Below are 22,229 nucleotides of genomic sequence, written 5' to 3'. Positions count from 1 at the left end.
CCGGACGCGGAGGTCTCCGAACGTTCCGGCATCGTGGAGGGTTCCGCGGCGCTGTGGCCACTCGGTCGCGCGTGCGCGTGGGCGCGCGCCGATGGTGAAGGGACCGTCACGACTTACTCCGGGCGCTGGCCACGCACGCTTGCGGCTCTGGGCCTGACACTCGGCGGGCTCGCACTCGCCGTCGCGCCGGCGAAGCGGCGAGGGCAACCCGACCCACACTCGTCTCACTGATCGATCCGCTGACGGGACGCATGCTGTCCGAACTCACATGAGTAGATGATGCGGTGAGTACTTGGGTCCACATCGAATCGGGCCGGTACGGTGACCGCATGGACGACGACACCGAACGTCAGAGCCTTGTGACGAGTATCGAGATCCTCAACGCCTGCATCAGAGCTGTCGAGAACCCCGAGAAGCTGTTTCGGGTGTGCGCGAACGTCTCGGGAGGTCGCGACGACGAGAGGGCGGCCGTCGCCGCGGCATTCGAGGTCAGCGACGTGGTGGCCGATGCGATTCTCGACATGCAGGTGAGGCGCTTCATGCCGAGGTCGATCGAGCAGATGCGGAACGAGCTGGCCCGCTATGCCCGTCGACTTGCCGAACTCGACAGTCCGTAGGCCGACGTCGCCGCAGCACTCGCCACGTCCGCGAACGACTGACCACGCGTCCGGATGACCATCCGCTTATGGGACGGACTTCGGGTTGAACCCGTCGTCCTGCCTTGAGGTCAGACCGCGGCTTCTTGCCGTCGCGTAGCCTCATGGTGCAGTCAACCAAGGGGGACCTGATGAAGCGCGCCATCGTCATTGCTGCGAGCGTTCTCGGGCTGAGCATCGCCGCACTACTCCTGGTGATCGCCTACGTATCGGTAGGACGAAGCTTCGGCCAGGAATGGAGCAGCCTCGACGGCCCGCAACCCGTCTGGCCGGCCGTCGTCGGCTTCGGATCGATGAACCTGGCCGCACTCAGCGGAGCCACTCTTGCTGTCCTCGTCCTCGTCGTCGTCGGACGCGAGTTCAGCCGAGGACGGAACGCGAAGAGTCGGCGCTGACCCTCTCTCAACCATCCGCTATCGAACGGTCGGAACAGGAGGTCGCGCCGGTCGACCTGCTATCGGGATGTGACCCACGATCTGCTTCTGCCTGAGCACGTCTCGCACTACACGAGCATCGCCGGGCTGATCGGGATCATGAAGTCGTCAGCGCTCTGGGCCACTCATATCACGCAGCTGAACGACCCGAACGAGAATCAGACGGCCGTCGGCGTGCTGGAGAAGGTACATGCGATCGACGAGCAGCTGTACGTGCAGACATACAAGGTGCGAGACAGGGATGACCTGTTCGTCAGTTCACTCAGCGCCGCACAGGACCACCTCGGGATGTGGCGCCCATACAACTCTCGAATCGAGATCGTCTTCAATACCGAGCGGCTGGTCGCGACGGTCGAGGAGCTGAACCGCGACGTCGGTGCCCGCTTCGCACAGACAAGCTACGAGGAGATCGACCTCGAAGAACGGCTCAGCACGCTCCTGGCACCCGACAGCACCGACCCCGCAGGCCCCTACGAGGTGGCGATCCTGGCGGCAAGCCATAAGAGCGCCCACTGGTCCGACGAGAAGGAGTACAGGTTCGTTGGCCTCGTGCACTCGCACGATGGAGGCCGCGAGGCGGCCCGAGTGCAGTTCCGGGAAGGGGAGGTGGGCCTCTCCCCCTACATCGAGTTGCTTCTCTCACCACGGGGCCCGAACGGACAGCCGCTCAACCCACTGCCCTTCGATCTGATCAGCGAGATCCGTGTCGGTCCGAAGGGTGATCAGAACGCCCTCGTCCGGGCCCTCGAGGTCGTAGCGAACCAGCACCTGAGCCCCGAGGGCGACTCCTGGCCGATCACCCGATCAGAGCAGAGCTACCGCTAGGACTGAGAAATAGAGGTGGTCTCGTGAAGGAGGGAGCGACGACACCACCCACTCTCACGACGATTAGTCGAGAACTCACTGCCAGCCCGTCCCCATTCACCTCGGGTTCACAGCGCCGGCTCCCGACCGCGGGCACTACTACGGCCGACCACGGCCGCTAGCGGATCCCCATACGGAACACCCGGCTGCGCAGAGAGCAGCTGAGTACGATCGGGCCATGCAGCGCACAGTAGGCGGAGTCCTCATCGAGGTCACGCACGCGAGAATCGGTGACGCGACTCCGACACCCGACGGTCCGATCCAGATGTGGACGATCGCCCTCTCCGGAGTAGGCATCGATCACACTGCGACTGTCGGTGTCGCCGGCACTTCCATGGAGCCGAACGATGACGTGTTCGCCACTGTTCTCGACGTGGCCGTGGTGCAGTACGACTCCGTGTCCGAGGAAACGGACCCGCTCGCGACCTCTGCGATCCGCGAGTGGAAGCAAGACCACGCGACCGAACTCCAGGAGCTCGTGAAGACGCTTCGAGCGACCAGCAGCTAGCACCCTCGCGACGCACTCGGTTCCCGGCCACTCATGGCTCACGACAGGCCGACGCTCGGACGAGGGCCAACGGCCGAACCGGTTGGCGATCCCACACAAAACATTCCGCCAGCGTGTTGGCGAGCCGCAGGTCCCGCTGTCCAGGGAAGCGAATAGAGAACGTATTTCGCGGAGTCGTTAGCCTTTGTCCTGCACGCTAGCGGCATGACTACTGTCCCCGATGTCGACCATGTCGTTCGCGAGGAGCTGCGCGAACTCCTTGACAGGCCCGTGCGCGACTACCTATCCGTTCTCACCGAGAGGGCCGCGAAGCAGCGCCTTCGGCGCACATCTTGTGCGAGCTGACCGTGACCAGTCGAACGAGGCTCGACCGCCATCTCCTCGCAGTAGCATCCGGCGCGGTCGGCGTCGTCGCCGCCCTCTCGCTGACGTCTTGCGGGTACGGCTGCCATGAAATCGGCTACACCAACGAGCTTCGCGTGACGGCGGCAGGTGCGCGATCCGTTGATGTCGCCGACATCCGGCTGTGTGCGGATGAGATCTGCGCCTATCCCTCCGTCGATGCAGCCCCCGCAACCGGACGCTCCTACTGGGTCGTCCACAACACCTCCGGTCTGTGGATATACGCCTTCAGTGACCACCACCCCGACACAGTGCACCTCACACTCCTCGACAACGCAGGCCGCGCCCTCGACGAACAGGACCACGACATCGACTGGAACCTCGTCGACGAACCAAATGGCCCGGGATGCGGCTGGCGCGCCGACCCCTATGACCTCACCGTCAGCCTCTGAGAGCGGCAGGGACAACACAACCCACGCTCATCTCACTGATCGATCCCCATACGGGACGCGCCTCCGGTCGGGATCGGTGTAACGCTGCGAGGACCTGCGGACACTAGTAGATGTGGGGATCATCAGGACGGACGAAGCCGCCGCCTGGGCGCGTGCGTCCTCCGGTGACGGTGCGGCGTTCGCGTCGATCTTCGACGAGCACCGCGCTCGGGTATTCCGGCACGCGTACCGACTCCTTGTCGATACGACCGATGCGGAGGACGCGGCAGCGGTCGCGTTCCTCGAGCTGTGGCGTCGGCGCCGCAACGTCGAGCTCGTCAACGGATCCGTCCTCCCTTGGTTACTCGTGACCGTCACCAACACCGCCCGCAACCTCAGCCGCGGCCGCGGCCGGTACCGCGCCCTCCTCACCTCGCTCCCCCACGGCGAACATCAGTCCTCCGCGGAGGACGCTGCGCTGCAAGACGTGATCGATGACCGGCGCCTCTCCGAAGCACTCGGACGCCTCTCGCCGGCGGACCTGCACCTCGTGACGCTCGTGATGATCGAGGGCTACAGCCCCACCGACGCCGCGCCCCTCCTCGGGCTCAGCGCCGGCGCCACCCGGACCAGGCTGCACCGCGCTCGCGCGGCGCTGCGCGATCAGCTCGGGCACCCGACCCTCAGCCTCTACGTCCAATCGACGCTAGGAGATCCGTCATGACCGCCCCGCAGATGAGCGACGAGTTCACCGCCGCCTTCCGGCGCGCGCTGATCGAGCACGTCGAGATCCCCTCCCGCTCCCGCCGACACCGATGGCTGCTGGGAGGCGGAATCGGCGCGGTCGCGATATTCGCCGGCACCGCCACAGCGGCCGCCACGGGCCTGCTCCCTCTGCCAGGCGCCGCGGTCGTCACACCGGTGAGCGCGTCCGCGGTCGGCACCTACACCGGCACCGCGACCCTCCAGCTCGGACCCGCCCCGGACGGCGCGACAGGGCTGACCGTCTCGCTGAACTGCCTCACCCCGGGCACCTTCACGCTCACCGGAGGAACGAGTCTCACCTGCTCCGCGAACGACTTCCTCCGACCAGAGCAGGTGCCGGGCTTCAACTCCTTCTTCACTCCCCTCACCGACGCCCCCGATGGAGCGTTCACCGTCACTGCCTCCGCAGGCAGTGGATGGCGGGCGATCGTCGCGTACGCCACGTCCGAGACGACCGCGTGGGCGGAGAACGCCGCCGGCCAGAGCTACGGCGTCACCAACGAGAACGGTGATCCGGACCTCATCGCCGTCGTCGCGAACAACGGCGCGCAGGGCTACGTGCATCGCGGCGACCTCGAAGACGCCGACGGCACCACCGCTCAACGCTCCTTCACCACACCCGAGGACGCCCTCGAATGGCAGGAGCAGAACAAGGGGATCACCCACACCATCCCCGTCTACGACTCGGACGGCACCACCCTCGTAGGCGAGTTCGACGTCGGATGATCGCGGCGTCCAGACGACCATCCTTCTCCGGGACGCCGCCCGTAGCCTGTGGGCATGCGGCCGCTGAGGAGACGACTGCCCGGCTGGGCGCTCGTGCTCCTGTCGATCCCGCTCGGTCTGGCCTCGATCGCCCTCGGATGGACCTTCGATGGGATCGATCCCTTCAGCGTTCAGTGCTCGCGAGGAACGTTCCCTGAGGCGGGCGATCTGTCCGACGAGTCCGTCCGCATCACCGGCGATCCGACGCTCCTACCCTTGGGGGTGGACTGCACGTACGACGCCGACCACGACGACATCGGCCCGCAGACGATTCACCACTACGACTTCCCCGCGACGGTCGGCCTGCTCGTGAGCGTCCTCGCCTTCGGCGGAGGCGGGGTCCTCGTCCTCGTCCGCGACTAGCGACCACCAGCGCCCGCCAGACGATCCCCATGTGGGACGCCGCGGTCGAGCGCGGCCGGCTGAGCGGCGGCTCCTCTCAGTCGGCAGACTGTGCTGGTGTCCTGTCCGAAGAAGATCCGAGCACTGCTGACCACCGCTCAGCGTGACCAGACGCACATCACCGTCCGTTTCACGTTCGGGAACCGCGAGACGATCGACGGGTTCGTCATCGGTTTGGGCAGGAAGTGGGCACTTCTCGCAGTGACGATGACCGGCGGCTTCTTCGACGGGTACGCCGCCGTCCGCCTCGCGGAGATCGCACGAGCTCGACCCAACCGGTCCTGGGAAGCACGATTCTCACGAACCCGACCGGAGTGGCCACCTCACCCGCCCACCGATCGCCCCGCGATCGACCTGGTCACCACCTCGGGGCTGCTGGCCACCTTCCTCGACCCGGGCACCCTGGTCAGCATCGAACGCCGCAAGAAGTACAGCGCGATGTGGGTGGGCGTCCCCTTCCTGCTCACTCGCAACTGGCTCTCCCTCTGGGAAGTCGATGCGCAGGCCGTCTGGGACAAACGGCCGCTTGGCTACCGACCCCGAACCATCGCCCTCGTCCGGACCGGCGACCACTACCTCAGAGGACTCACGGCCGTCGTCGGCGATCGACCTCCCGAGGACCTGCCGAACGACTGGGCCGCACGCTCGAAGCACGCACGACGCCAGCCGTGACGGCAGACCGCCGATGACCGCTCAGCCATCCCCTTTCGGGACGCACCGTCAGCGGAACTCGACGCTGGTCAGGATCAGCGGATGAGGGCTGCAGCGGAGAGGTCGGTGCAGTGGCAGCGGAGCGGCAGCGGAGCGGAGTCGTCACGCGACCGGCTGTCCGGCGATCCAGACGGCGACCGGCCGGGTCAGGACGGAGACGTCGCTCACGGGGTCGCCGTCGACGAGGAGCAGGTCCGCGCGCCGGCCGACGGCGACGACTCCCCGGTCGGCGAGGCCGAGCGCGGAAGCGGCTCCGCTCGTCGCGGCGCGGACCGCGTCGACAGCGGAGAGACCGGCCTGACGGAGGAGGCCGAGCTCGGTATGCAGGGACGCGCCATGCGGGACGGGGGCGAACGGGCTCTCATTGGCGTCGGTACCGGCGACGATCCGGACGCCCGCGGCGTGCATCCGGCGCGCGCTCTCGACGGCGTTGCCGATCGCCGCGTCGGCGCGGTCGCCGAGGCGGGCGCGGGCCATGACCTGCATCATCACCAGGGTCGGCGACGCGATCGTCCCCTGCGCGAGCATCCTCGCGGCGGTCTCCTCCGGCAGCGGCCGATCGAGGGGCGCGTGGGTGAGGACGTCCACGCCGGCGTCGAGACCGCGTGAGAACGCGTTCGCGGTCACGACGTGCGCCACGGTCGTCCAGCCGCGGCGGTGGGCGCCTTCGACGAGAGCGGTGATCGTCGGGACGTCGAGGGCGGGGACGTCGGTCGCGTCCGGGTCCTCGATGATGATCTTGATCAGGTCGGAGCCGTTGTTGCTCCGCCAAGTGAGGAATCGCTCGGCGTCCGCCGCGCCGGTGACCGCGCTCTCCTCGGGGTTCCCCATCAGCGCGATCTGAGTGCTGCCCGGCGCCGAGGCGGCCGAGCCGGCGCTCCGCAGCGACGGGGCACCCCGCAGCATCCGCTGCTCGGCGACGAGGCTGTCGGGATGCGTGCCGAGGTCGATCATCGTCGTCACGCCCGCGCGGGCAGCGGACTCGAGCGCGCCGCGCGAGCCGAGGTGGACATGCGTGTCGATCAGCCCGGGCACGAGGAACCGGCCCGCCCCGTCGATGACGTCGCCGCGCGCGACCCCGCTGCCCGAGCGGCGGATGCCGCGGATCGTGCGGTCGAACTCGACGTCCACCGCTCCCCCGGGAAGCGAGGGGTCGAGAGCGGCGAGGCGGACATCGCCGAGAGTGACGGTCATGAGGGGTGCTCCTTCGATTCGAGGACGGTCAGCGGCTCTGGACGGGCAGCTGGAGGAAAGAGGCGTGCTCGCCGCCGGTGTGGACGATGTGCTGCCCGGCGTTCGCACCGACGTACTCGCGGATGCCGGGCATGAGGGTGCCCATCAGGTTGCGCGAGCTGATGACGAAGCGCAGCTGCTCCCCCGGGTGGAAGAGCAGGCCGAGCGGCAGCAGATCGATCTCGACCTCGGCGATCTCGCCGTCGGCGAGCTTCTCGACGCGGTCGAAGGCGTGCGCGGGGACGTCGTCGGTCGTGAGCGCCGGGTCCAGGCGGCGGGCCGAGACGCGCAGGCGTCCGTCGGAGCCCTTGTAGCGGAGGATCGTGGCGCCGTGGTCGGTGAGGTCGTGCGCCCGGGCGGTGCGGTTCGCCACAGTGAACGCCTGCAGCGGGGTGCCGTGCGCGTCGAGCTTCTGCACGAGGACGAAGAGGTCGAGGTCGTCGGAACCGCGCGCCTCGACGAACAGGTGCGCCTTCGGGTAGCCGACGAGCACCGTCTCCTCGTCGAACCGGGTCAGGAACGATACGGCGCTGGGGTTCGCGTCGACCGTGTACGCGGCCTCGACCGGAGCAGGTGGCGCGGTCGCCGTCAGCACGCGGGCTGCGCCGTCGAGGTAGTACCGCGTCGGCACGACGTCCGCGGGCGGGAACGACTCCGCCTCGAGGCCGACACGGTCGCCGCCCTCGAGGTCGAGGAGGGAGTAGCGGACCCGGGGCGTGTGCTCCCAGCCCGAGTCCTCGCCGCGGAGGTAGTGGTCGAAGAAGCGGCGCAGATCCACGACGTTGGCCTCGTCGTAGTAGTCGGGCCACTCCTGCGTGTTGTGGATGCGCAGCCACTTCTCCTCGGACGCGATCCGGCGCCAGGCGCGGAAGGTGCCGGCGGTGTGCAGGGTGTTGGAGTAGCTGGCGACGACGTAGGCGGGGACGGTGATCCTCTCGAATGCGGGGATCTTCTGCTCCCACAGCTCGTCGACGAGGGGGTGCGCCTCCGCCTCGGCCAGGACGTCCTCCTTGCGGTTCCTGCCGAAGAAGCTGCCGTCCTGCAGCTGCCGCGCGAAGCCGGTGTCGGGCATTCCGCCGCGGAAGACGAGGTCGCGGTAGACGTCGCTGACGCCCTCCCACGGGTTGATCGCCGCCAGGTGCGGCGGCTGCTCGGCCGCGGTGAACCACTGCGAGACCGCGAGGTAGGACGTGCCGGACATGCCGACCTTGCCCGTGCACCACTCCTGCTCGGCGAGCCACTCGATCAGGTCGTGGCAGTCGCGGCCCTCCTGTCGATCCCAGAGCACGCTGTCGCCCTCGGAGCCGACCACGCCGCGCACGTCCGGGTTGCAGATCGCATAGCCGCGGGCGCACCAGTACGCCGGGTCCGGGCCCTCGAACTTCTCCAGCCCGGAGACGACGCCGTTGTCGAGGCCGACCAGCCCGAAGACTCCCATCACGCTGGGCGAGCTGCCCTGACCCTTCCCGTACGGGCTCCACGCGACGATCACCGGGACCGGCTCCGAGCCGACCGGGCGGAGCACGTCGACGCGGATCGTCACTCCATCGCGCAGCGTCACAGCGACGTCCTTCTCGAGCACGACGTCGACCGGCAGCTCCCGGAACGGCGGGGCGAGGCGGAAGCCTGCCTCCAGGACGCGGGCACCGGGCTCGAACGCGGTGAGCACTCCGCTGCGCACGGCGGGCAGCGGGTGGGAGGCGGTGTAGATCTTCTCGGTCATGGCGTGCTCCAGGTTCTGGCGATCGTGCGGTGAGTCCTCCGTGGGCTCGCGTCGGGCCGAGCGTACGTCCGATCGGTCACGAACTCAACAGGCGTTGAGAATCTGGGCACGGCGAGGTAGCGTCGGAGCATGAACGAGACTCCGCGGTCGGCGCGCCCCGGTCGACGCCCCGGCTCCGCCACCACGAGGGGCGCCGTGCTGACGGCGGCTCGGGCGAGCTTCGCCGCCGACGGCTACGCCGGAACGACCATCCGCCGGATCGCGACGGATGCCGGAGTCGACCCGTCCCAGGTCATGCAGTTCTTCGGCTCGAAGGACGAGCTGTTCGCCGCGGTGATGGCGGTCCCCGCCTCCGCGCTGCACCGCTTCGACACCGCCTTCGACGGCGCCGACGAGCACCTCGGCGAGCGGGTCGTCCGCGCCTACCTCGAAGCCTTCGAGGGCGACGACGCGGAGTCGGAGCCGCTGATGGCGATGCTCCGCGGCGCCGTCACGAAAACGCAGGCGAGCGAGACCCTGCGGGACTTCATCCAGTCCCGGCTCACCCACGGCACGGCCGGCCGGGGCGAGGACGCGACGCTCCGCGCCGGCCTCGCCGCCTCGATGCTGATCGGCGTCGTCGTCGGCCGCCGCGTCGTCGGCGTGCCGGCCCTGCTCGCCGCAGATCTCGACCGGATCGTCGCCACGGTCGGACCGGTCATCCAGCAGCTGCTCGCTCGGGAGGCGACGACGGTGTGACGCTGACGCCTTCCCCGGCTCGCAAGCGTCCCGCTCACCCGTCCCCCTCAGGGACGAACCAGCGGAGCTTCGTCGAATCATTTTCGAGTCTTGTGTATATCGATACGTAGCAGTATCTTTTTCACTCATGACCTCCTCCCCGCGTCGCCAGCCCGGTCGAAAGCTCGACCGCTCTCGGGACGGCGTGATCCTGGACGCGGCACTCGCCGTCATGGCCGAGGTCGGGTACGAGGCGGCGACAGTGGATGCCGTTGCGGCTCGTGCTGGTGCGGCTCGCGCGACCGTCTACCGTCGCTGGCCGACGAAGACGGCCCTCGCTGCAGCGGCTGTTGCTCACCTCACCGCGGCTGATGCCGGGAGCACCGACCTGCCGGATCTCGGGAGCCTCCGCGACGACCTCCTGGCCACGACCGTGACGATGTCCGAGGCGGAACAGCAGCTCCGCATCGATGTGATGAGCACCCTCGCGGACGCCGGCCGCACGGACCCTGCTCTGGCGAGCCTGACCGCGTCGGCCAGCGCTGATCCCTGGGTCGAGGTGAGTCGATCGCTCCTGCGCCGTGCCATCGACCGCGGGGAGTTCCCCCCTGGCGACATCGACACGCTGGCGACGGTCATCCCCACGATGTGCGTGCACCGCACCGCCGTCCAGCGCACACCGGTCACCCGCGAATTCGTCGCCGACCTCATCGACCACGTCGTCGTCCCCGCGCTGCGCGGACGTCGGTGATTCCCACCCCGACATCCCCCAGGAGCCCCACCATGACCGTTTCCGTCACCCCGCACCTGAACTTCCGCGGTCAGGCCCGGGAGGCGCTCGCCTTCTACCGATCGGTCTTCGGAGGCGACGTCGCACTCGCCACGTATGCGGACACGCATCAGGTCGACGACCCCGCTCAGGCCGACGCTGTCTCGTTCGGTCGGCTCACCGCGCCCAACGGCTTCAGCATCATGGCCTACGACGTCCAGACGGCGAAGCCGTACGACGCCGGCCGGAACCCCTTCTACCTCACCCTGCACGGCGACGATCAGGCCGAGATCAGCGAGCAGTGGCGGCGCCTCGCCGACGGGGGAACCGTGCTGACCGACTTGGGACCGAGCCCGTTCGCTCCCCTGTACGGCATGCTTACCGACATGTTCGGCACGACCTGGATCATCGGCTGCGACTGACCCTCCCGCGATCGCTCCGAGCCCCTGGGTCCACCGAGCCGGCCCGGCGTGACGCGGACATCTCGATCACTGCCACAGGGTGAGGACGTCGGATGAGACCAGTGCACGTCTCCAGCGTGCAGCGCCGGCGCCTCCTCGTGCGTCGGCATCTTCTCGATCGGTCCGGCACGTCTCCTCGGCACATCACGAATGCACTCGTCGCCGTGCATGCGACCGACCCCGCGACCCCGTACCTCTCGATCCTCGCCCGGACGACGGGCGTCACCCTCGAGGACATCGCGGCGGAGATGTACGAGCGACGACTGCTGGTGCGGTGGCTCGCGATGCGGCGCACCGTGTTCCTGCTGGACCGCGACCTCGTACCGGACGTGCACGCCGCCGTGAGCGCGCCCCTCGCCGACGTCCTGCGGCGCCGCCTCGTGACGACACTGGAGAAGAATCAGGCTCTACCGGACGTCCCGGACGTCCCCGCGTGGGTCCGCAGCGTCGAGAGGGACGTCCGGGCGGGTCTCCGCGAGATCGGTGACGCGACCGGCGCGCAGCTGAGCGCTGCGGTGCCGGGCCTGAAGACACCGATTCCGCCTCGGCTTCCGTCCGACACGAAGCAGACGGTCACGAGCAGTCTCCTCGCCCTGATGAGCGCCGCCGGAGAGATCGTCCGGGGCACCCCCGTCGGTGCGTGGACGACGCGACAGCATCGGTGGCAGGCCGTCGAGGCCTGGTGGGAGGACGGCGTACCCCCTCGGGACGCCCTCGAGGCTCGGACGCGGATCGCCCGACGGTGGCTGCAGTCGTACGGGCCGGCGACGGTGGACGACCTGCAGTGGTGGACCGGGTGGACGAAGACTGCGACCCGCGCGACCCTGACCGCTCTCGCCGTCGTCGACACCGACCTCGACGGCATTGACGGCATCGACCTGCCTCATCGACACGATGCTCCGGATGACATCGAGGCGACGGAGCCCGTCGCGGCGCTTCTCCCGTCTCTCGACTCGACAGCCATGGGATGGAGACACCGCCACTGGTACAGCCCAGCCGACACCGCCGGCCTCTACGACAGCCGAGGCAACGTCGGCCCGACGATCTGGTGGGACGGCCGCATCGTCGGCGTGTGGGCCTCGACCCCCGGCGGCGTCCGGACCCGGCTCCTCGAAGACCTCGGCGCGGACGGTGCGGACGCGATCGGCACGGCCGCAGCCGACCTCGAACAGACCCTGGGCGACACCGTCGTCACACCCTCCATCCGGGCTCCCCTCGAGCAGGACCTCTCACAGCATTGAAGAGCCGAGTGAGGCACGTCGCGATCCTCGTGCGGGACAGCCGGGCGACGAGGACGTCCCGCACATCGACCAGCACGATCCGGAGCCCTGCACCGGGCCGAGCCGGGCGAGCTCGATGGCGAAGGCAGACGTTCGCCACCGACGGCCGGTCGGTTCTACGCTGGCGTCATGGGCGAGCAGCAGGTCGCACTGGTCACCGGGACCTCGAGCGGCATCGGGCGCGCCGTCGCCGAGCGCCTGCGCAGCGACGGCTGGCGAGTGTTCGGCGGGCAGCGCCGGACGGATCCGAGTGATGAGGACTCGCTTCCTCTCGACGTCACGGACGACGACAGCGTCCGCGCCGCCATCTGCACCCTCATCGGCAGGACCGGCCGCCTCGACGCGCTCGTGAACAACGCTGGTGTGGACACGTCCGGAGCGATCGAGGAGACCACCGTCGCCGAGGCGGAGGCGCTCTTCGCGACGAACTTCTTCGGGGTGCACCGCGTGACCCGCGAAGTCCTCCCCCACCTGCGCAGCAACGGTGCGGGCCGCGTCGTGGTCGTCGGGTCGCTGTCCGGGATCGTCCCTGTGCCCTTCGACGCGTTCTACACCGCATCGAAGCACGCGCTCGAAGGCTGGATCGAGGCTCTGCAGCTGGAGGTCGGGCCGTTCGGGATCCACTGCACGATCATCGAGCCGGGGTTCATCCGCACCGACCTGCGTGCGGGGAAATCCCCTGTCGCCACCCGCCTCGACGTCTACGACCGAGCGCGACGACGCGTCGAAGCAGCGTTCGACGACGACGTCGCCGCCGGCGCCGCTCCTTCGACCGTCGCCGACGCCGTCGCCCAGGTCCTCCTGTCGTCCCGGCCCCCACTCCACAAGCTCGTCGGAGCTGACGCACGACGCGTCGCCGCGCTGCACACCCTCCTGCCCAGGAAGCTCTTCCTCGACGGAATGCGCAAGCGCTACCGCACCTGATCGGCGTCGACGGGCGACGGGCCGGTCGACCATCCCCTCACGGACGATGCTCGAGGTCGCCCCGAAGGGGGGTGCGGGAGGCTTCAGCGGCGATGGCGGGCGCCTGAGCCGGAGCTCCTGCTCGGATCTGCACGAGGGTGAGGTCGAGGAGCGGCGTCGGGACGCTCAGCTCCCGCGCTCGGCGAGCGAGGTCGCCGAGCAGGTGCTCGGCCTCGGTGGGCAGGCCGGCGACGAGGTCGCGGTAGAGCGAGGTCGTGAAGGCTGACCCCTCCTCGGTGAGGATCGCGAGGGACTGCTCGTGCGCCGCGCCGGACACCGGCAGGCCTGCCGCGTCGGCGACGGTCTCCGCCTCCTCGATCGCGTCGAGGATCCACGGGAGGGCGCCCGCCTCGAGGGCCGGGCCGATCGCGCTGCGGAAGAGGCAGGTGACGACGCCCGCTGCGGCGATGAAGACCCACTTCTCCCACAGTGCGGAGAGCACGTCATCGGACACCCGCAGGTCGATACCGGGGACGTCGAGCGCCTCGGTCACGTGAGCCGGCACCGGTGCGTCCGTCAGCGAGCCGATCGTGAGCACCGAGAGCCCGGTCATCTGGCGGACCGCGCCGCCGTCGAGAGTCGCGACGATCTTGGCCGAGCCGCCGAGCACTCGCCCGGGGAACTCGGTCTCCAGCAGGTCGATGTGCGCCATGCCGTTGAGGATCGGCAGCACGAGCGTCTTCTCGGTGACCCAGGCGCGAACATCGGCCACAGCGTCCTCCAGCGCCGACGCCTTGACCGTCACGAGCACCAGATCGAAGGCGGGCGCCTCCTCCCCCACGACCAGTGTCGTCACGTCGAGGGTGCGATCCTCCGACGGCGAGACGAAGCGGAGTCCGTCTCTCCGCAGCGACTCGGCCCTGCCGGCACGCACCAGGTAGGTGACGTCACGGCCGGCTTCCTGCAGGCGGCTCCCGAACGCACCACCGGTCGCGCCCGCTCCGATGATGAGAATCCGCACGGCGATGCCCTTCTGTCGCGATCACGAGTCCTCCGAGAGTAGGACGTGGCCGCCACCCCGCTCGACCGTCCCCCTCCGTCCTCCGGTGGGCGAGGCGGGCTTTTCGGGGGGTAGCGGCACGCTCGGCGCGGTCCCTAATTTTGCCAGTGCGGTGTGCTCGTCAGGGAACGCCGGCCGGTCCGGCGAGTTCTCGCGCGGCCCACGACGGCGAATCCGCGCCGTCTCTATCGAAGGACTCTGCCGTGCGTTCCCGTTCTGCTCTCGCCCTCTCCCTCCTCGCGGGAGGCGTCCTCGCGGTCGCCGCGCCCAGCGCGTCCTACGCGGCGTCGAGCACGTCGAGCATCCCCGTCTCGGCGAGGATCGCCAGCAGCGCGACCCTGAGCGCGTCTCCGCTCGATTTCGGCAACTACGCCGGTGCCGCCGTCAACGCGACCTCCACGATCACGGTGACCTCGACGAACGGGACGATGTACTCCGTCGCTGTCGGAAACGGCACCAACTCCCAGGACCCGTCCGGACGCCGTCTCAACTCGGGGGCTGGCGCGTCCACGCTCATGTATCAGGTGTACACGGACTCGGCCAGAACGAACGTCTGGGGCTCCTCCGCGGGTGGCGTCGTCCAGCAAGTGGGCACCGGGTCCGCGCAGACGCTGACCGTCTACGGGACGATCCCGGCGGGACAGAACTCGCCGGTCGGCAGCTACTCCGACACTCTGACGGCGACCGTCACCTACTGACGGTGAGGCGCAGGATCCTCGTCGCGGTCCTTCTCGCAGTCGTCGCGGTCGCTCTGATCGCGGTCGTGCTCGGCCGTGGCGAGGCCGTCGTCCCTGATGTGAGCGACGGTGCTGCGCCGACCGGCGGCGGAGCGGGAGCGATCTCGGTCTCGCCCGTGCGGAGCGTCGTGCCTGCCGAGACCCCGGACGTGACGCTCGCGTACACGATCGGGAACGTCGGCGACGCGGAGAAGACCTACAAGGCGTCGGCCGCCGAGCTCGACTCCAGCGGTCGACCGATCAGCGCTGCGACCGGCGATGCGGGCGCGTGGGTCTCGTTCGATCAGCAGCGGGTCACGGTGTCCGCCGGCGCCTCGGCTCCCGTAGCGGTGCGCATCGAGGCGCCGGCCGACCGCGGTGCGGAAGAGCGCCGGGTCGGCGTGACCTTCGCCGAAGTCGTCGACTCGAGCGAGGGTTCTGTGGGAATGGCGACCGCGATCACCACCTCCGTCTACGTACAGGGCACCGGCACTCCTTCCCGTAGCGCCCGGGTCGAGGGCCTGACGGTGCCGAGCTTCGCGACCGGTTCGTTCCCCGTCACCGCCACCCTGATCAACGACGGCAACGTCACCGTGGTCCCCGGCTCCACGGACGGCGGAGTCGCCGGGACGATCAGCGACGGCGGGCAGCCGTTCGTCATTGCGGGGAACCCCGTCCGGCCCGCCTCCAGCGGCGTGCTCACAGGCACCGTGGAGGCACCGCCTCCCCTCTGCTGGTGCCAGGTCCGCGTCAGCGTCGCGGACGGCAACGACGGCGTCTCCTCGGTCGATGCTCGCGTGCTCGTCACGCCCGCATGGCTTCCCGGGGCCCTGACTGTCCTGGCTGCTCTCCTGGTCATCGCGGCGCTTCTCCGCGCCCGCTCGAAACGACGCGGAACGGATTAGAGAGCGGCAGACCGATCGTGGTGGCGCTCGCGTTCCGGACCTCGAGCGCGCAGCCGTCACCGGCTGGCAGTCGCTGCACTGCTCACCGGAGAGGTCGTTTTCATCGTCGCTCCTGCGGCAACAGAAGCGCGCCAACGCAGCGTCCGGACAGCCGTCCCGTCATCCGAGGTGCCGGCACCCGTGGACAGCGGACCCGGTCACCGGTCAGCGGGCAGGAACGGCCCGCCGTACTCGCGGATGTGCGCGATCCTCCCGTCGCGGAGGGTGAGAACGGAGATGTACCGTCGGCGCTGCGCTCCCGGCATGTCGGCGCGGACGAGGACGCCGACGTACTCGCAGACCAGGACATCGGGTCGATCGGTCGGCAGGACGCTGGTGAAGTCGACCCGCTCGAAGCGCAGGAAGCCCGCGAGACCGGCGACCATGCGCTCGATCGCGGGCCGGCCGACGATCGGCGCGCTGTCGCCGTCGCCGTCGAACGGCACCTCGATCGTCCCGTCCTCGCAGAAGAGGTCGGGGAAGGTCCTGACCTCTGGATCGATCCGCCCTTCGAGGGCGGCCGAGAACGCGACGACCGCCGCGTCGAAACCGCTGGAGTCCGAGGTCATCAGCGGACCCGCGTGCTGCGGCGGAGGGGACGGAGACGATCGGGAGTGGACGGCATGGTCCCTTCCTAGCGTGAGAGCCCTCGGAACGGTGGTGAACCGTCCTCGTGGAGGACCCCGTCGAGTCGGAGCGCTCGCTGTCAAGCATCCGATCCGCTCTTGCCGGGCGTCCGCGATCGCTGTTCTCTGAGTCCGGAAACTCACCCGCCGGCCGGACCGCGGACCGGCTCCGCACCCGGGCGGCTCGACGAGGCCGCTGCCACGACCGATCGAGGAGCACCCTATGACCGACCCCGCCCCCGCCATGGACCCGGCGTCCGACACCGAGATCCGAAACCTCGTCGCGCGGTTCGGCCTGGCGTGCACCAAGCACGACACCCCCGCGTTCCGCGCGCTCTGGGCGGAGGAGGGCACCTGGCGCATCGGCGAGCCCTTCGCGCAGGAGGCGACCGGGCCGGACGCCTGCGTCGAGATGCTCGACCGGCTCTGGCAGGGCAACGACTACTTCCTGCAGTTCACGACTCAGGGGCCGATCGACATCGACGGCGACGAGGCGCACTCCGAGTCCCTCTGCCAGGAGTTCGCCCGCGGCCCCGAGCGCTACTACCGCACCAACGGCATCTGGACCGACCGCCTCGTCCGCCGCGACGGCCGCTGGCTCTTCGCCGAGCGCAGCTACCGGTGCCTGTGGCTCGACCTCTCCCCGTTCAGCGGGGACGTCTTCCCGCTCCAGGGCGACTGACGACGAACGGGCGGAGACACGGAGACACGGAGACGTCGCGGCTCCGTGATCCCCTGGCGATGCTCCGGTCCCGCGGGTCGCGCAGCCGAAGCGGCCCGGGCACATGCGCGCCGTCGGGCCGCTTCATCGTGGTGGTGGAGCAGGTGCTCAGAAGCCGCCCGCGGGGCGCACCCGGTAGTGCTCCTCGAGTGCGGTGACCTCGTCCGGGGTGAGGTCCACCCGCAGCGACGAGTTCCGCACCTGGTGGGGAGGGCACACCGTCCGCACCCACACCTCCGGCACCAAGCGCCTCCACCACCCCGACGTCGGAGAGATGACCGTCGCCTACGAGTCGCTCCCCGTCCCGTCCGCCGCCGGCCTGCACCTGGCCGTCTACCTCACCGACCCCGGCAGCGCGTCGGCCGACGCCCTCGACATCCTCCGCAGCGTCGCCGCGACACCCCTCCCGCGCGAGGCCGTGCCTCATGCGTCCTGATTCACGGCGACGTCCGGGTATCCGCCCCCTCACGGGACAGTGTCGTCCCTACTCGCATCAGGGTCTGCTGCCCGACGGGACGGACGCCGGTCAGCTCGGCGCCGAGGTGGTGCATGAGTCCCTGCCGGTCGAAGCTGCGTCGGATGCGAGCGTCGAGGGCGAGGTCGTTGGATCGGTGCGTCACGGTGTCGTCCTCAGAAGGTGTGCTCGTCGGCGGGGAAGGTGCTCGCGGCGACGTCCGCCGCGAAGTCGCGGGCGGCGGTGTGCAGGGCGCCGTGCAGGTCGGCGTACTGCTTGACGAAGCGCGGGAGGCGCCCGGTGCGCAGTCCCGCCATGTCCTGCCAGACCAGGACCTGCGCGTCGCACTCGACGCCGGCGCCGATCCCGACGACCGGGAGGGAGACGGCCCGGGTGATCGCCGCGACGACCTCGCCGGGGACCATCTCGACCAGCAGCGCGAACGCGCCGGCGGCCTCGAACGCGCGCGCGACGGCGATCAGGCGCTCGGCGTCTCCGCCGCGACCCTGGACGCGGTAGCCGCCGAGGACGTGCTCGGACTGCGGGGTGAAGCCGATGTGCGCCATGACGGGGATGCCGGAGGAGACGAGCTTCTCGACCTGCGGGACCGTCTCGATCCCGCCCTCGAGCTTCACCGCGTGCGCGCCGCCCTCCTTCAGGAACCGCACCGCGGTGTGGAACGCCTGCTCCGGCGAGCCCTGGTACGACCCGAACGGCAGGTCCGCGAGCACGAGCGAGCGCGTCGCCGCGCGGGCGACCGCGCGCACGAGGGGCAGCAGCTCGTCCACCGTGATCGGCAGCGACGTCTCGTTCCCCAGCACGTTGTTCGACGCGGAGACCCCCACCAGGAGCACCGGGATCCCGGCGTCGTCGGAGATCGCGGCCGTGTACATGTCGTAGGCGGTCAGCATCGCCCACTTCTCGCCGCGCTCCTTCATCGCCTGCAGGTGCGGGATCCGCACGCGCGGCCGGGGCGCGGCCGGCTCGGGAATGGCGGCGTAGGGGGCGGGCTGTTCAGGCATCGGGAGTTCTTCGTGGGTCAGGTGAGGGAGGTGGTGAGGTGCGCGATCTGCTCGACGAGCAGGAACAGGCCGATGCCGATCATCGCCGCTCCCGACACCCGCGAGACGACCCGGGCCGCCGCCGGCCGAGTGGAGAGAACGGCTCGAGCGCCGAAGCCGACGCCGAGATAGACGACAGCGCAGGTCGCGATGTGCAGCGCCGCGAGGAGCACGATCTGCACGACCAGCGGCAGCGGCGCGTCGGGCCTCGTGAACTGCGGCAGCAGCGCGAGGAAGAGCAGGAACACCTTCGGATTCAGGCCGCTGATCCCGAATCCGCGCAGCAGCCACCGGCTCCGCCGATCCGGCGCGAGCTCGCCGTCCGCCCGCGGCACCGGCGGACGGCGCAGCGTCCCGACACCCAGCCACAGCAGGTAGCCGGCACCGGCGATCGTCAGGACCGTCAGCGCGCCCGGGAGAGCGGCGAGCAGCGCGCCGACTCCCGCGGCGACGATCGCGGCATGCAGAGCATGCCCGAGCAGCAGACCGGCGACAGCAGCCGGGACGACGCGCCCGCGCAGGCCCGCCGCGATCGCGAACGCCCAGTCCGCACCCGGGGTGATCGCCAGAGCGATCGACACCAGCCAGAACGCTCCGACAGTCTCCACCGGCACGATCGACGCTCCATCCCGGCCGTGATCCGCGCCGTCAGCACGCAAGAGTAGGGAGGATCCGGCGCGAAGTGCTTGCGAATACTGCCTGGGATACACCCCGATCGGGAAGAATCATCGACATGGACGCCGTGGACAGGAAGATCCTTGCCGAGCTGCAGGCGAACGGGCGGATCTCGCTCACCGACCTCGCTGCGCGAGTGACGCTGAGCGTCTCCCCCTGCCACCGCCGCGTCCGCGCGCTCGAGCAGGCCGGCGTCATCACCGGATACCGCGCCCGGCTCGATCACGCCGCCCTCGGCCTCGGCTTCCAGGCCCTCATCTTCGTCACGATGCGCTCCAGCGACCGCGACACCCTGCGCGCCTTCGAGAGCGCCGTCAGCGACCAGCCGAACATCCTCGACGCGCAGCGCCTCTTCGGGAAGCCCGACTACCTCCTCCGCGTCGCCGCCCGCGACCTCCCCGCCTTCCAGCAGTTCTACGACGACCAGCTCGCCGCCCTCCCGGGCGTGCAGCTCCTCACCTCCACCCTCGTGATGAAGAACGTGATCGAGGACCGCACGCTCCCGCTCTGATCACACAGGTCCGACCCGCGCCGAATCAGGGACCGGTCGACGCCCCCTACCGAACTGATTCATGCCGCGGTGATCGCGAAGAGCCCGCCGATCCCGACGGCGTAGAGGACCAGGACGATCAACGAGTCCACCCCCATGCCGGCGATGCGGCGCGAGGGTCGGAAGATCAGGCCGACGACGTAGACGAGGGTCAGCAGCGCGGCGAGCGCCGTGAGGTAGATGTCCGACGAGCCGGCCTGCGGGAGGACCGCATTCCCGGAGAGGACGGTCGCAACCAGGAAGAGGACGGGCAGGAATGCGTTCCCGCCGAAGATGTCGCTGATGGCGAGGTTGTCGTCACCCTGCTTGATCGCCTGCAGTCCGGTCGAGATCTCGGGAAGGGAGGTGGCCAGCGCGAGGACCGTTGCTCCGAACAGGACTCCCGACAGGCCGAGCTGCGAGGACGCGGCGTCGCCCGTGCGCTCGAGGACGACGCCGGCGATCAGAGTCGCGAGGGCCGAGACGGAGAAGACGATCGCCGCCTTCCGGGTGCTCATCGACTGCTTCTTCGTGTCGCTGGAGCGGGGCGGTGTCGCGTCGGGCGCGCGACCGTCCTCGTGCCACGGGAGGTGGTGGCCGGCTCGCTGCACGAGCAGCAGGCCCACCACCCACAGCGCTGCGATCAGCACCACATCGGGTGTCAGGCGCAGCACCTCCAGACCGGAGGGCAGCTGACTGCCGGCGACGACCACGGTGAGCACCGCGACGACCACCAGGCCCTCGAGCACGAGCGTCAGCGACGCCGCGCGGTAGGTGAGCGGCTTCACGCCCTTCCCCCGCTTGCCGAAGACGTCGAGCACGACGAGCACGACCGTCTGCAGAGCGATCCCGCCGAGGATGTTGCCGACGGCCACGTCGAGGTTCCCCGAGAGCGCCGCGGACACGGTGATCGCGATCTCCGGCAGGTTCGTGGCCACAGCGAGGACGATCAGCCCGCCCAGAGCGCTGCCGAGGTGGAGGCGCGCGTCCAGCACATCCGTCGCCTTCGAGAGCTGGATCCCTGCCACCCAGACCACGGCCGCAGCGGCGAGGAAGATCACGACGAGCACGAGAAGAGGAAGACCATCCATCCCGCCAGTGAACCGGTTCGACGACGACCTCGAGAGCCCTTGCGCATTCGTCCGCTGCTCTTCGACACCCGCGCCCAGCCGACCGGCGACGCACTGCAGAAGTGCACGAGCACCGTCGCCGGCGTCGCCCGCGTCATCTACAACGACGACAGCCCTTCATGTGGGTGCGACACGAACTGGCGCTAGAACACCGCCACGCAGTGCCGCGATGCACAGATTCTCGCGGCGCTCGGTGGCGCATCTCCATGTACCGGTGGACGATCCCCATACGGGATGGGCGGGCAGCCTCCCATACCGTCACTAACGTGACGTTTTGACAGCATGATGACATACCGTGGTCGGATGCACCCTCCGCAGCTCACTGAGCACGACCCGCCCTTCCAGGATCTGGTGCTCAGCGTCTTCCACCTGAGCAACGTGCTGTCCGCGTCCGGGGACCGCCTCGTCGCGGATCTCGGGTTGACCTCGGCGCGCTGGCAGATCCTCGGAGCCCTCGCCGCAGGTGCGCCGCGGCCGGTCGCGTGGCTCGCCCGCGACCTCGACGTCTCCCGGCAGAACGTCCAGCGAATCGTGAACGACCTCGAACGCGACGGCTTCGTGGCCTTCCAGCCCAACCCGCACCACCGGCGCGCGCAGCTCGTCACCCTGACGCCGGAGGGCGAGACCGTGCTCGCCGCCGCCGCCGCCCGCGCCGCGCCCTGGGCGGGGAACGCCGCCGCAGGGCTCGATCCGGCCGCCGTCGACACCGCCCGACGCGTGCTCCACGCGATCGGCACCGCGGTCCAGGCCCACGACACAGACTCCCGCCCGAAGGACGCATGATGAACGACCGACCGGACCTCCCGCCCCTGCTCAAGTACGGCAACGCTGCGGTGAAGCTCCTGAACCGACTCGGCGTCCCGGCCGGGCCGCCGAGGATCCTCACCGTCCGCGGACGCGTCAGCGGACAACCGCGTTCCACGCCCGTCTCGATCGTCACTCTCGAGGGCGCCCGCTACGTCGTCGCCGGGCGGCGGATGGAGTGGGTGAAGAACGTCCGCGCGGCGGGCGAGGGCGAGATACAGCGCGGCCGGCGACGAGAGAGGGTGGCCTTCACGGAGCTCCCCGAGGAGCAGCGCGCCCCTGTCCTCCGCGCGTATTGGCACCAGCACAGCCAAGGACGAAAAGTGGCCGCCCGCATCTTCGAGGCAGGCGAGAACGCGGGCCCGGACGACTTCGCAGCGGCGGCTCCTCGCTGCGCCGTGTTCCGGCTCGCGGCGGTCGACCTCGATCGCTGACGCGAGAACCGCCTCGCCACTCCGCACCGGTCGACGTTCCCCCCAAGGGACGCTTTCGAGGGCCGATCCCGGAGGCGGGCGGTCTGTCCGACAAGTCCGTCCGCGTCACCG

General features: G+C 69.6%; 31 protein-coding genes. 23 read left to right on the top strand and 8 right to left on the bottom strand.

Annotated features, from left to right (window positions below; genetic code table 11):
• Positions 1 to 329 precede the first annotated feature (329 nt).
• The 10 genes from MT351_RS17215 to MT351_RS17175 all read left to right on the top strand — a co-directional run bounded on the left by MT351_RS17215 (position 330) and on the right by MT351_RS17175 (position 5,839).
• On the top strand, positions 330 to 617 hold the full coding sequence (locus tag MT351_RS17215) for a hypothetical protein (RefSeq protein ID WP_148060243.1): 288 nt from the start codon (positions 330 to 332) through the stop codon (positions 615 to 617).
• Between the two features lie 170 nt (positions 618 to 787).
• Positions 788 to 1,051 (top strand): hypothetical protein, encoded by a 264-nt coding sequence (locus MT351_RS17210; RefSeq protein ID WP_243582807.1) that lies wholly within the window; start codon positions 788 to 790, stop codon positions 1,049 to 1,051.
• A gap of 69 nt (positions 1,052 to 1,120) precedes the next feature.
• Entirely contained in the window at positions 1,121 to 1,915 is a 795-nt protein-coding gene (locus MT351_RS17205) for a hypothetical protein (RefSeq protein ID WP_243582806.1), read from the top strand.
• A 217-nt stretch (positions 1,916 to 2,132) separates the two neighbouring features.
• The gene (locus MT351_RS17200; protein WP_243582805.1) at positions 2,133 to 2,462 is read left to right on the top strand and encodes a hypothetical protein; all 330 of its coding nucleotides are present in this window, start codon (positions 2,133 to 2,135) and stop codon (positions 2,460 to 2,462) included.
• Positions 2,463 to 2,666: 204 nt separating this feature from the next.
• On the top strand, positions 2,667 to 2,807 hold the full coding sequence (locus MT351_RS20440) for a three-helix bundle dimerization domain-containing protein (RefSeq protein WP_374204783.1): 141 nt from the start codon (positions 2,667 to 2,669) through the stop codon (positions 2,805 to 2,807).
• A 2-nt stretch (positions 2,808 to 2,809) separates the two neighbouring features.
• Entirely contained in the window at positions 2,810 to 3,256 is a 447-nt protein-coding gene (locus MT351_RS17195; RefSeq protein ID WP_243582804.1) for a hypothetical protein, read from the top strand.
• 112 nt (positions 3,257 to 3,368) lie between these two features.
• Positions 3,369 to 3,959 carry an RNA polymerase sigma factor gene (locus tag MT351_RS17190; RefSeq protein WP_243582802.1) on the top strand — a complete coding sequence of 197 codons (591 nt, stop codon included), beginning with the start codon at positions 3,369 to 3,371 and terminating at the stop codon, positions 3,957 to 3,959.
• On the top strand, positions 3,956 to 4,726 hold the full coding sequence (locus tag MT351_RS17185) for a peptidase M56 family protein (RefSeq protein ID WP_243582801.1): 771 nt from the start codon (positions 3,956 to 3,958) through the stop codon (positions 4,724 to 4,726). The genes MT351_RS17190 and MT351_RS17185 overlap by 4 nt, the downstream gene beginning before the upstream one ends.
• A gap of 261 nt (positions 4,727 to 4,987) precedes the next feature.
• Positions 4,988 to 5,128 carry a hypothetical protein gene (locus MT351_RS17180; protein ID WP_243582800.1) on the top strand — a complete coding sequence of 47 codons (141 nt, stop codon included), beginning with the start codon at positions 4,988 to 4,990 and terminating at the stop codon, positions 5,126 to 5,128.
• 96 nt (positions 5,129 to 5,224) lie between these two features.
• Positions 5,225 to 5,839 (top strand): hypothetical protein, encoded by a 615-nt coding sequence (locus MT351_RS17175; RefSeq protein WP_243582799.1) that lies wholly within the window; start codon positions 5,225 to 5,227, stop codon positions 5,837 to 5,839.
• Between the two features lie 141 nt (positions 5,840 to 5,980).
• Here MT351_RS17175 and MT351_RS17170 read toward each other — a convergent pair whose 3' ends face one another.
• Together MT351_RS17170 and MT351_RS17165 are read right to left on the bottom strand one after the other, a co-directional pair.
• A complete protein-coding gene (locus MT351_RS17170) occupies positions 5,981 to 7,072 on the bottom strand; it encodes an amidohydrolase family protein (protein ID WP_243582798.1) in 1,092 nt (363 codons plus the stop codon).
• Between the two features lie 28 nt (positions 7,073 to 7,100).
• Positions 7,101 to 8,834 (bottom strand): CocE/NonD family hydrolase, encoded by a 1,734-nt coding sequence (locus MT351_RS17165; protein ID WP_243582797.1) that lies wholly within the window; start codon positions 8,832 to 8,834, stop codon positions 7,101 to 7,103.
• Between the two features lie 129 nt (positions 8,835 to 8,963).
• Between MT351_RS17165 and MT351_RS17160 the strand changes: the two genes are divergently transcribed.
• The 5 genes from MT351_RS17160 (at position 8,964) to MT351_RS17140 (ending at position 12,985) form a co-directional block, all read left to right on the top strand.
• Positions 8,964 to 9,572, top strand: a complete 609-nt coding sequence (locus MT351_RS17160) for a TetR/AcrR family transcriptional regulator (protein ID WP_243582793.1) — start codon at positions 8,964 to 8,966, stop codon at positions 9,570 to 9,572.
• Positions 9,573 to 9,699: 127 nt separating this feature from the next.
• Positions 9,700 to 10,302, top strand: coding sequence for a TetR/AcrR family transcriptional regulator (locus MT351_RS17155; protein ID WP_243582792.1), 603 nt, complete (start codon positions 9,700 to 9,702; stop codon positions 10,300 to 10,302).
• A 32-nt stretch (positions 10,303 to 10,334) separates the two neighbouring features.
• Entirely contained in the window at positions 10,335 to 10,742 is a 408-nt protein-coding gene (locus MT351_RS17150; protein ID WP_123735693.1) for a VOC family protein, read from the top strand.
• A gap of 92 nt (positions 10,743 to 10,834) precedes the next feature.
• Positions 10,835 to 12,022, top strand: a complete 1,188-nt coding sequence (locus tag MT351_RS17145; protein ID WP_243582791.1) for a winged helix DNA-binding domain-containing protein — start codon at positions 10,835 to 10,837, stop codon at positions 12,020 to 12,022.
• A 168-nt stretch (positions 12,023 to 12,190) separates the two neighbouring features.
• On the top strand, positions 12,191 to 12,985 hold the full coding sequence (locus MT351_RS17140; protein ID WP_243582790.1) for an SDR family NAD(P)-dependent oxidoreductase: 795 nt from the start codon (positions 12,191 to 12,193) through the stop codon (positions 12,983 to 12,985).
• Between the two features lie 37 nt (positions 12,986 to 13,022).
• Here MT351_RS17140 and MT351_RS17135 read toward each other — a convergent pair whose 3' ends face one another.
• Positions 13,023 to 13,985, bottom strand: a complete 963-nt coding sequence (locus MT351_RS17135) for a 2-dehydropantoate 2-reductase (protein WP_243582787.1) — start codon at positions 13,983 to 13,985, stop codon at positions 13,023 to 13,025.
• 242 nt (positions 13,986 to 14,227) lie between these two features.
• Here MT351_RS17135 and MT351_RS17130 point away from each other — a divergent pair, with 242 nt between their 5' ends.
• Positions 14,228 to 14,722 carry a spore coat U domain-containing protein gene (locus MT351_RS17130; RefSeq protein ID WP_165909048.1) on the top strand — a complete coding sequence of 165 codons (495 nt, stop codon included), beginning with the start codon at positions 14,228 to 14,230 and terminating at the stop codon, positions 14,720 to 14,722.
• A 2-nt stretch (positions 14,723 to 14,724) separates the two neighbouring features.
• A complete protein-coding gene (locus tag MT351_RS17125; protein WP_243582785.1) occupies positions 14,725 to 15,645 on the top strand; it encodes a hypothetical protein in 921 nt (306 codons plus the stop codon).
• A gap of 197 nt (positions 15,646 to 15,842) precedes the next feature.
• Here the strand turns inward: MT351_RS17125 and MT351_RS17120 are convergent, their stop codons facing one another.
• Complete coding sequence (locus tag MT351_RS17120) at positions 15,843 to 16,253, bottom strand: nuclear transport factor 2 family protein (protein ID WP_123735699.1); 411 nt, start codon at positions 16,251 to 16,253, stop codon at positions 15,843 to 15,845.
• 280 nt (positions 16,254 to 16,533) lie between these two features.
• Here MT351_RS17120 and MT351_RS17115 point away from each other — a divergent pair, with 280 nt between their 5' ends.
• Positions 16,534 to 16,992: a nuclear transport factor 2 family protein gene (locus tag MT351_RS17115; protein WP_123735700.1), complete on the top strand. Its 459-nt coding sequence runs from the start codon at positions 16,534 to 16,536 to the stop codon at positions 16,990 to 16,992.
• Positions 16,993 to 17,200: 208 nt separating this feature from the next.
• Positions 17,201 to 17,467, top strand: a complete 267-nt coding sequence (locus MT351_RS17110; RefSeq protein WP_132436165.1) for a hypothetical protein — start codon at positions 17,201 to 17,203, stop codon at positions 17,465 to 17,467.
• Position 17,468: 1 nt separating this feature from the next.
• Here the strand turns inward: MT351_RS17110 and MT351_RS17105 are convergent, their stop codons facing one another.
• The 3 genes from MT351_RS17105 to MT351_RS17095 are packed head-to-tail and all read right to left on the bottom strand — an operon-like array spanning position 17,469 to position 19,160.
• The gene (locus MT351_RS17105) at positions 17,469 to 17,651 is read right to left on the bottom strand and encodes a hypothetical protein (RefSeq protein ID WP_123735702.1); all 183 of its coding nucleotides are present in this window, start codon (positions 17,649 to 17,651) and stop codon (positions 17,469 to 17,471) included.
• A gap of 10 nt (positions 17,652 to 17,661) precedes the next feature.
• Complete coding sequence (panB, locus tag MT351_RS17100) at positions 17,662 to 18,507, bottom strand: 3-methyl-2-oxobutanoate hydroxymethyltransferase (RefSeq protein WP_243582783.1); 846 nt, start codon at positions 18,505 to 18,507, stop codon at positions 17,662 to 17,664.
• Between the two features lie 17 nt (positions 18,508 to 18,524).
• Complete coding sequence (locus MT351_RS17095; protein WP_243582777.1) at positions 18,525 to 19,160, bottom strand: LysE family translocator; 636 nt, start codon at positions 19,158 to 19,160, stop codon at positions 18,525 to 18,527.
• Positions 19,161 to 19,279: 119 nt separating this feature from the next.
• Here MT351_RS17095 and MT351_RS17090 point away from each other — a divergent pair, with 119 nt between their 5' ends.
• Positions 19,280 to 19,732 carry an Lrp/AsnC family transcriptional regulator gene (locus MT351_RS17090; RefSeq protein WP_243582776.1) on the top strand — a complete coding sequence of 151 codons (453 nt, stop codon included), beginning with the start codon at positions 19,280 to 19,282 and terminating at the stop codon, positions 19,730 to 19,732.
• A gap of 59 nt (positions 19,733 to 19,791) precedes the next feature.
• On the opposite strand, the gene MT351_RS17085 is transcribed toward MT351_RS17090, so the two are convergent.
• The gene (locus MT351_RS17085) at positions 19,792 to 20,841 is read right to left on the bottom strand and encodes a sodium:calcium antiporter (protein ID WP_243582775.1); all 1,050 of its coding nucleotides are present in this window, start codon (positions 20,839 to 20,841) and stop codon (positions 19,792 to 19,794) included.
• Between the two features lie 39 nt (positions 20,842 to 20,880).
• Here MT351_RS17085 and MT351_RS17080 point away from each other — a divergent pair, with 39 nt between their 5' ends.
• From MT351_RS17080 to MT351_RS17070, 3 genes are all read left to right on the top strand, one after another.
• The gene (locus tag MT351_RS17080; protein WP_185020130.1) at positions 20,881 to 21,027 is read left to right on the top strand and encodes a hypothetical protein; all 147 of its coding nucleotides are present in this window, start codon (positions 20,881 to 20,883) and stop codon (positions 21,025 to 21,027) included.
• Between the two features lie 156 nt (positions 21,028 to 21,183).
• A complete protein-coding gene (locus tag MT351_RS17075) occupies positions 21,184 to 21,663 on the top strand; it encodes a MarR family winged helix-turn-helix transcriptional regulator (protein ID WP_243582774.1) in 480 nt (159 codons plus the stop codon).
• Positions 21,663 to 22,118 (top strand): nitroreductase family deazaflavin-dependent oxidoreductase, encoded by a 456-nt coding sequence (locus MT351_RS17070; protein ID WP_123735708.1) that lies wholly within the window; start codon positions 21,663 to 21,665, stop codon positions 22,116 to 22,118. Before MT351_RS17075 ends, MT351_RS17070 begins: the two co-directional genes overlap by 1 nt.
• Positions 22,119 to 22,229: the final 111 nt, after the last annotated feature.

It is taken from the genome of Rathayibacter sp. VKM Ac-2926 (assembly GCF_022815565.1).
Lineage (GTDB): Bacteria > Actinomycetota > Actinomycetes > Actinomycetales > Microbacteriaceae > Rathayibacter > Rathayibacter festucae.
The sequence above is the reverse complement of the archived record's forward strand: the minus strand, read 5'-3'. Positions and strand labels throughout refer to the sequence as shown.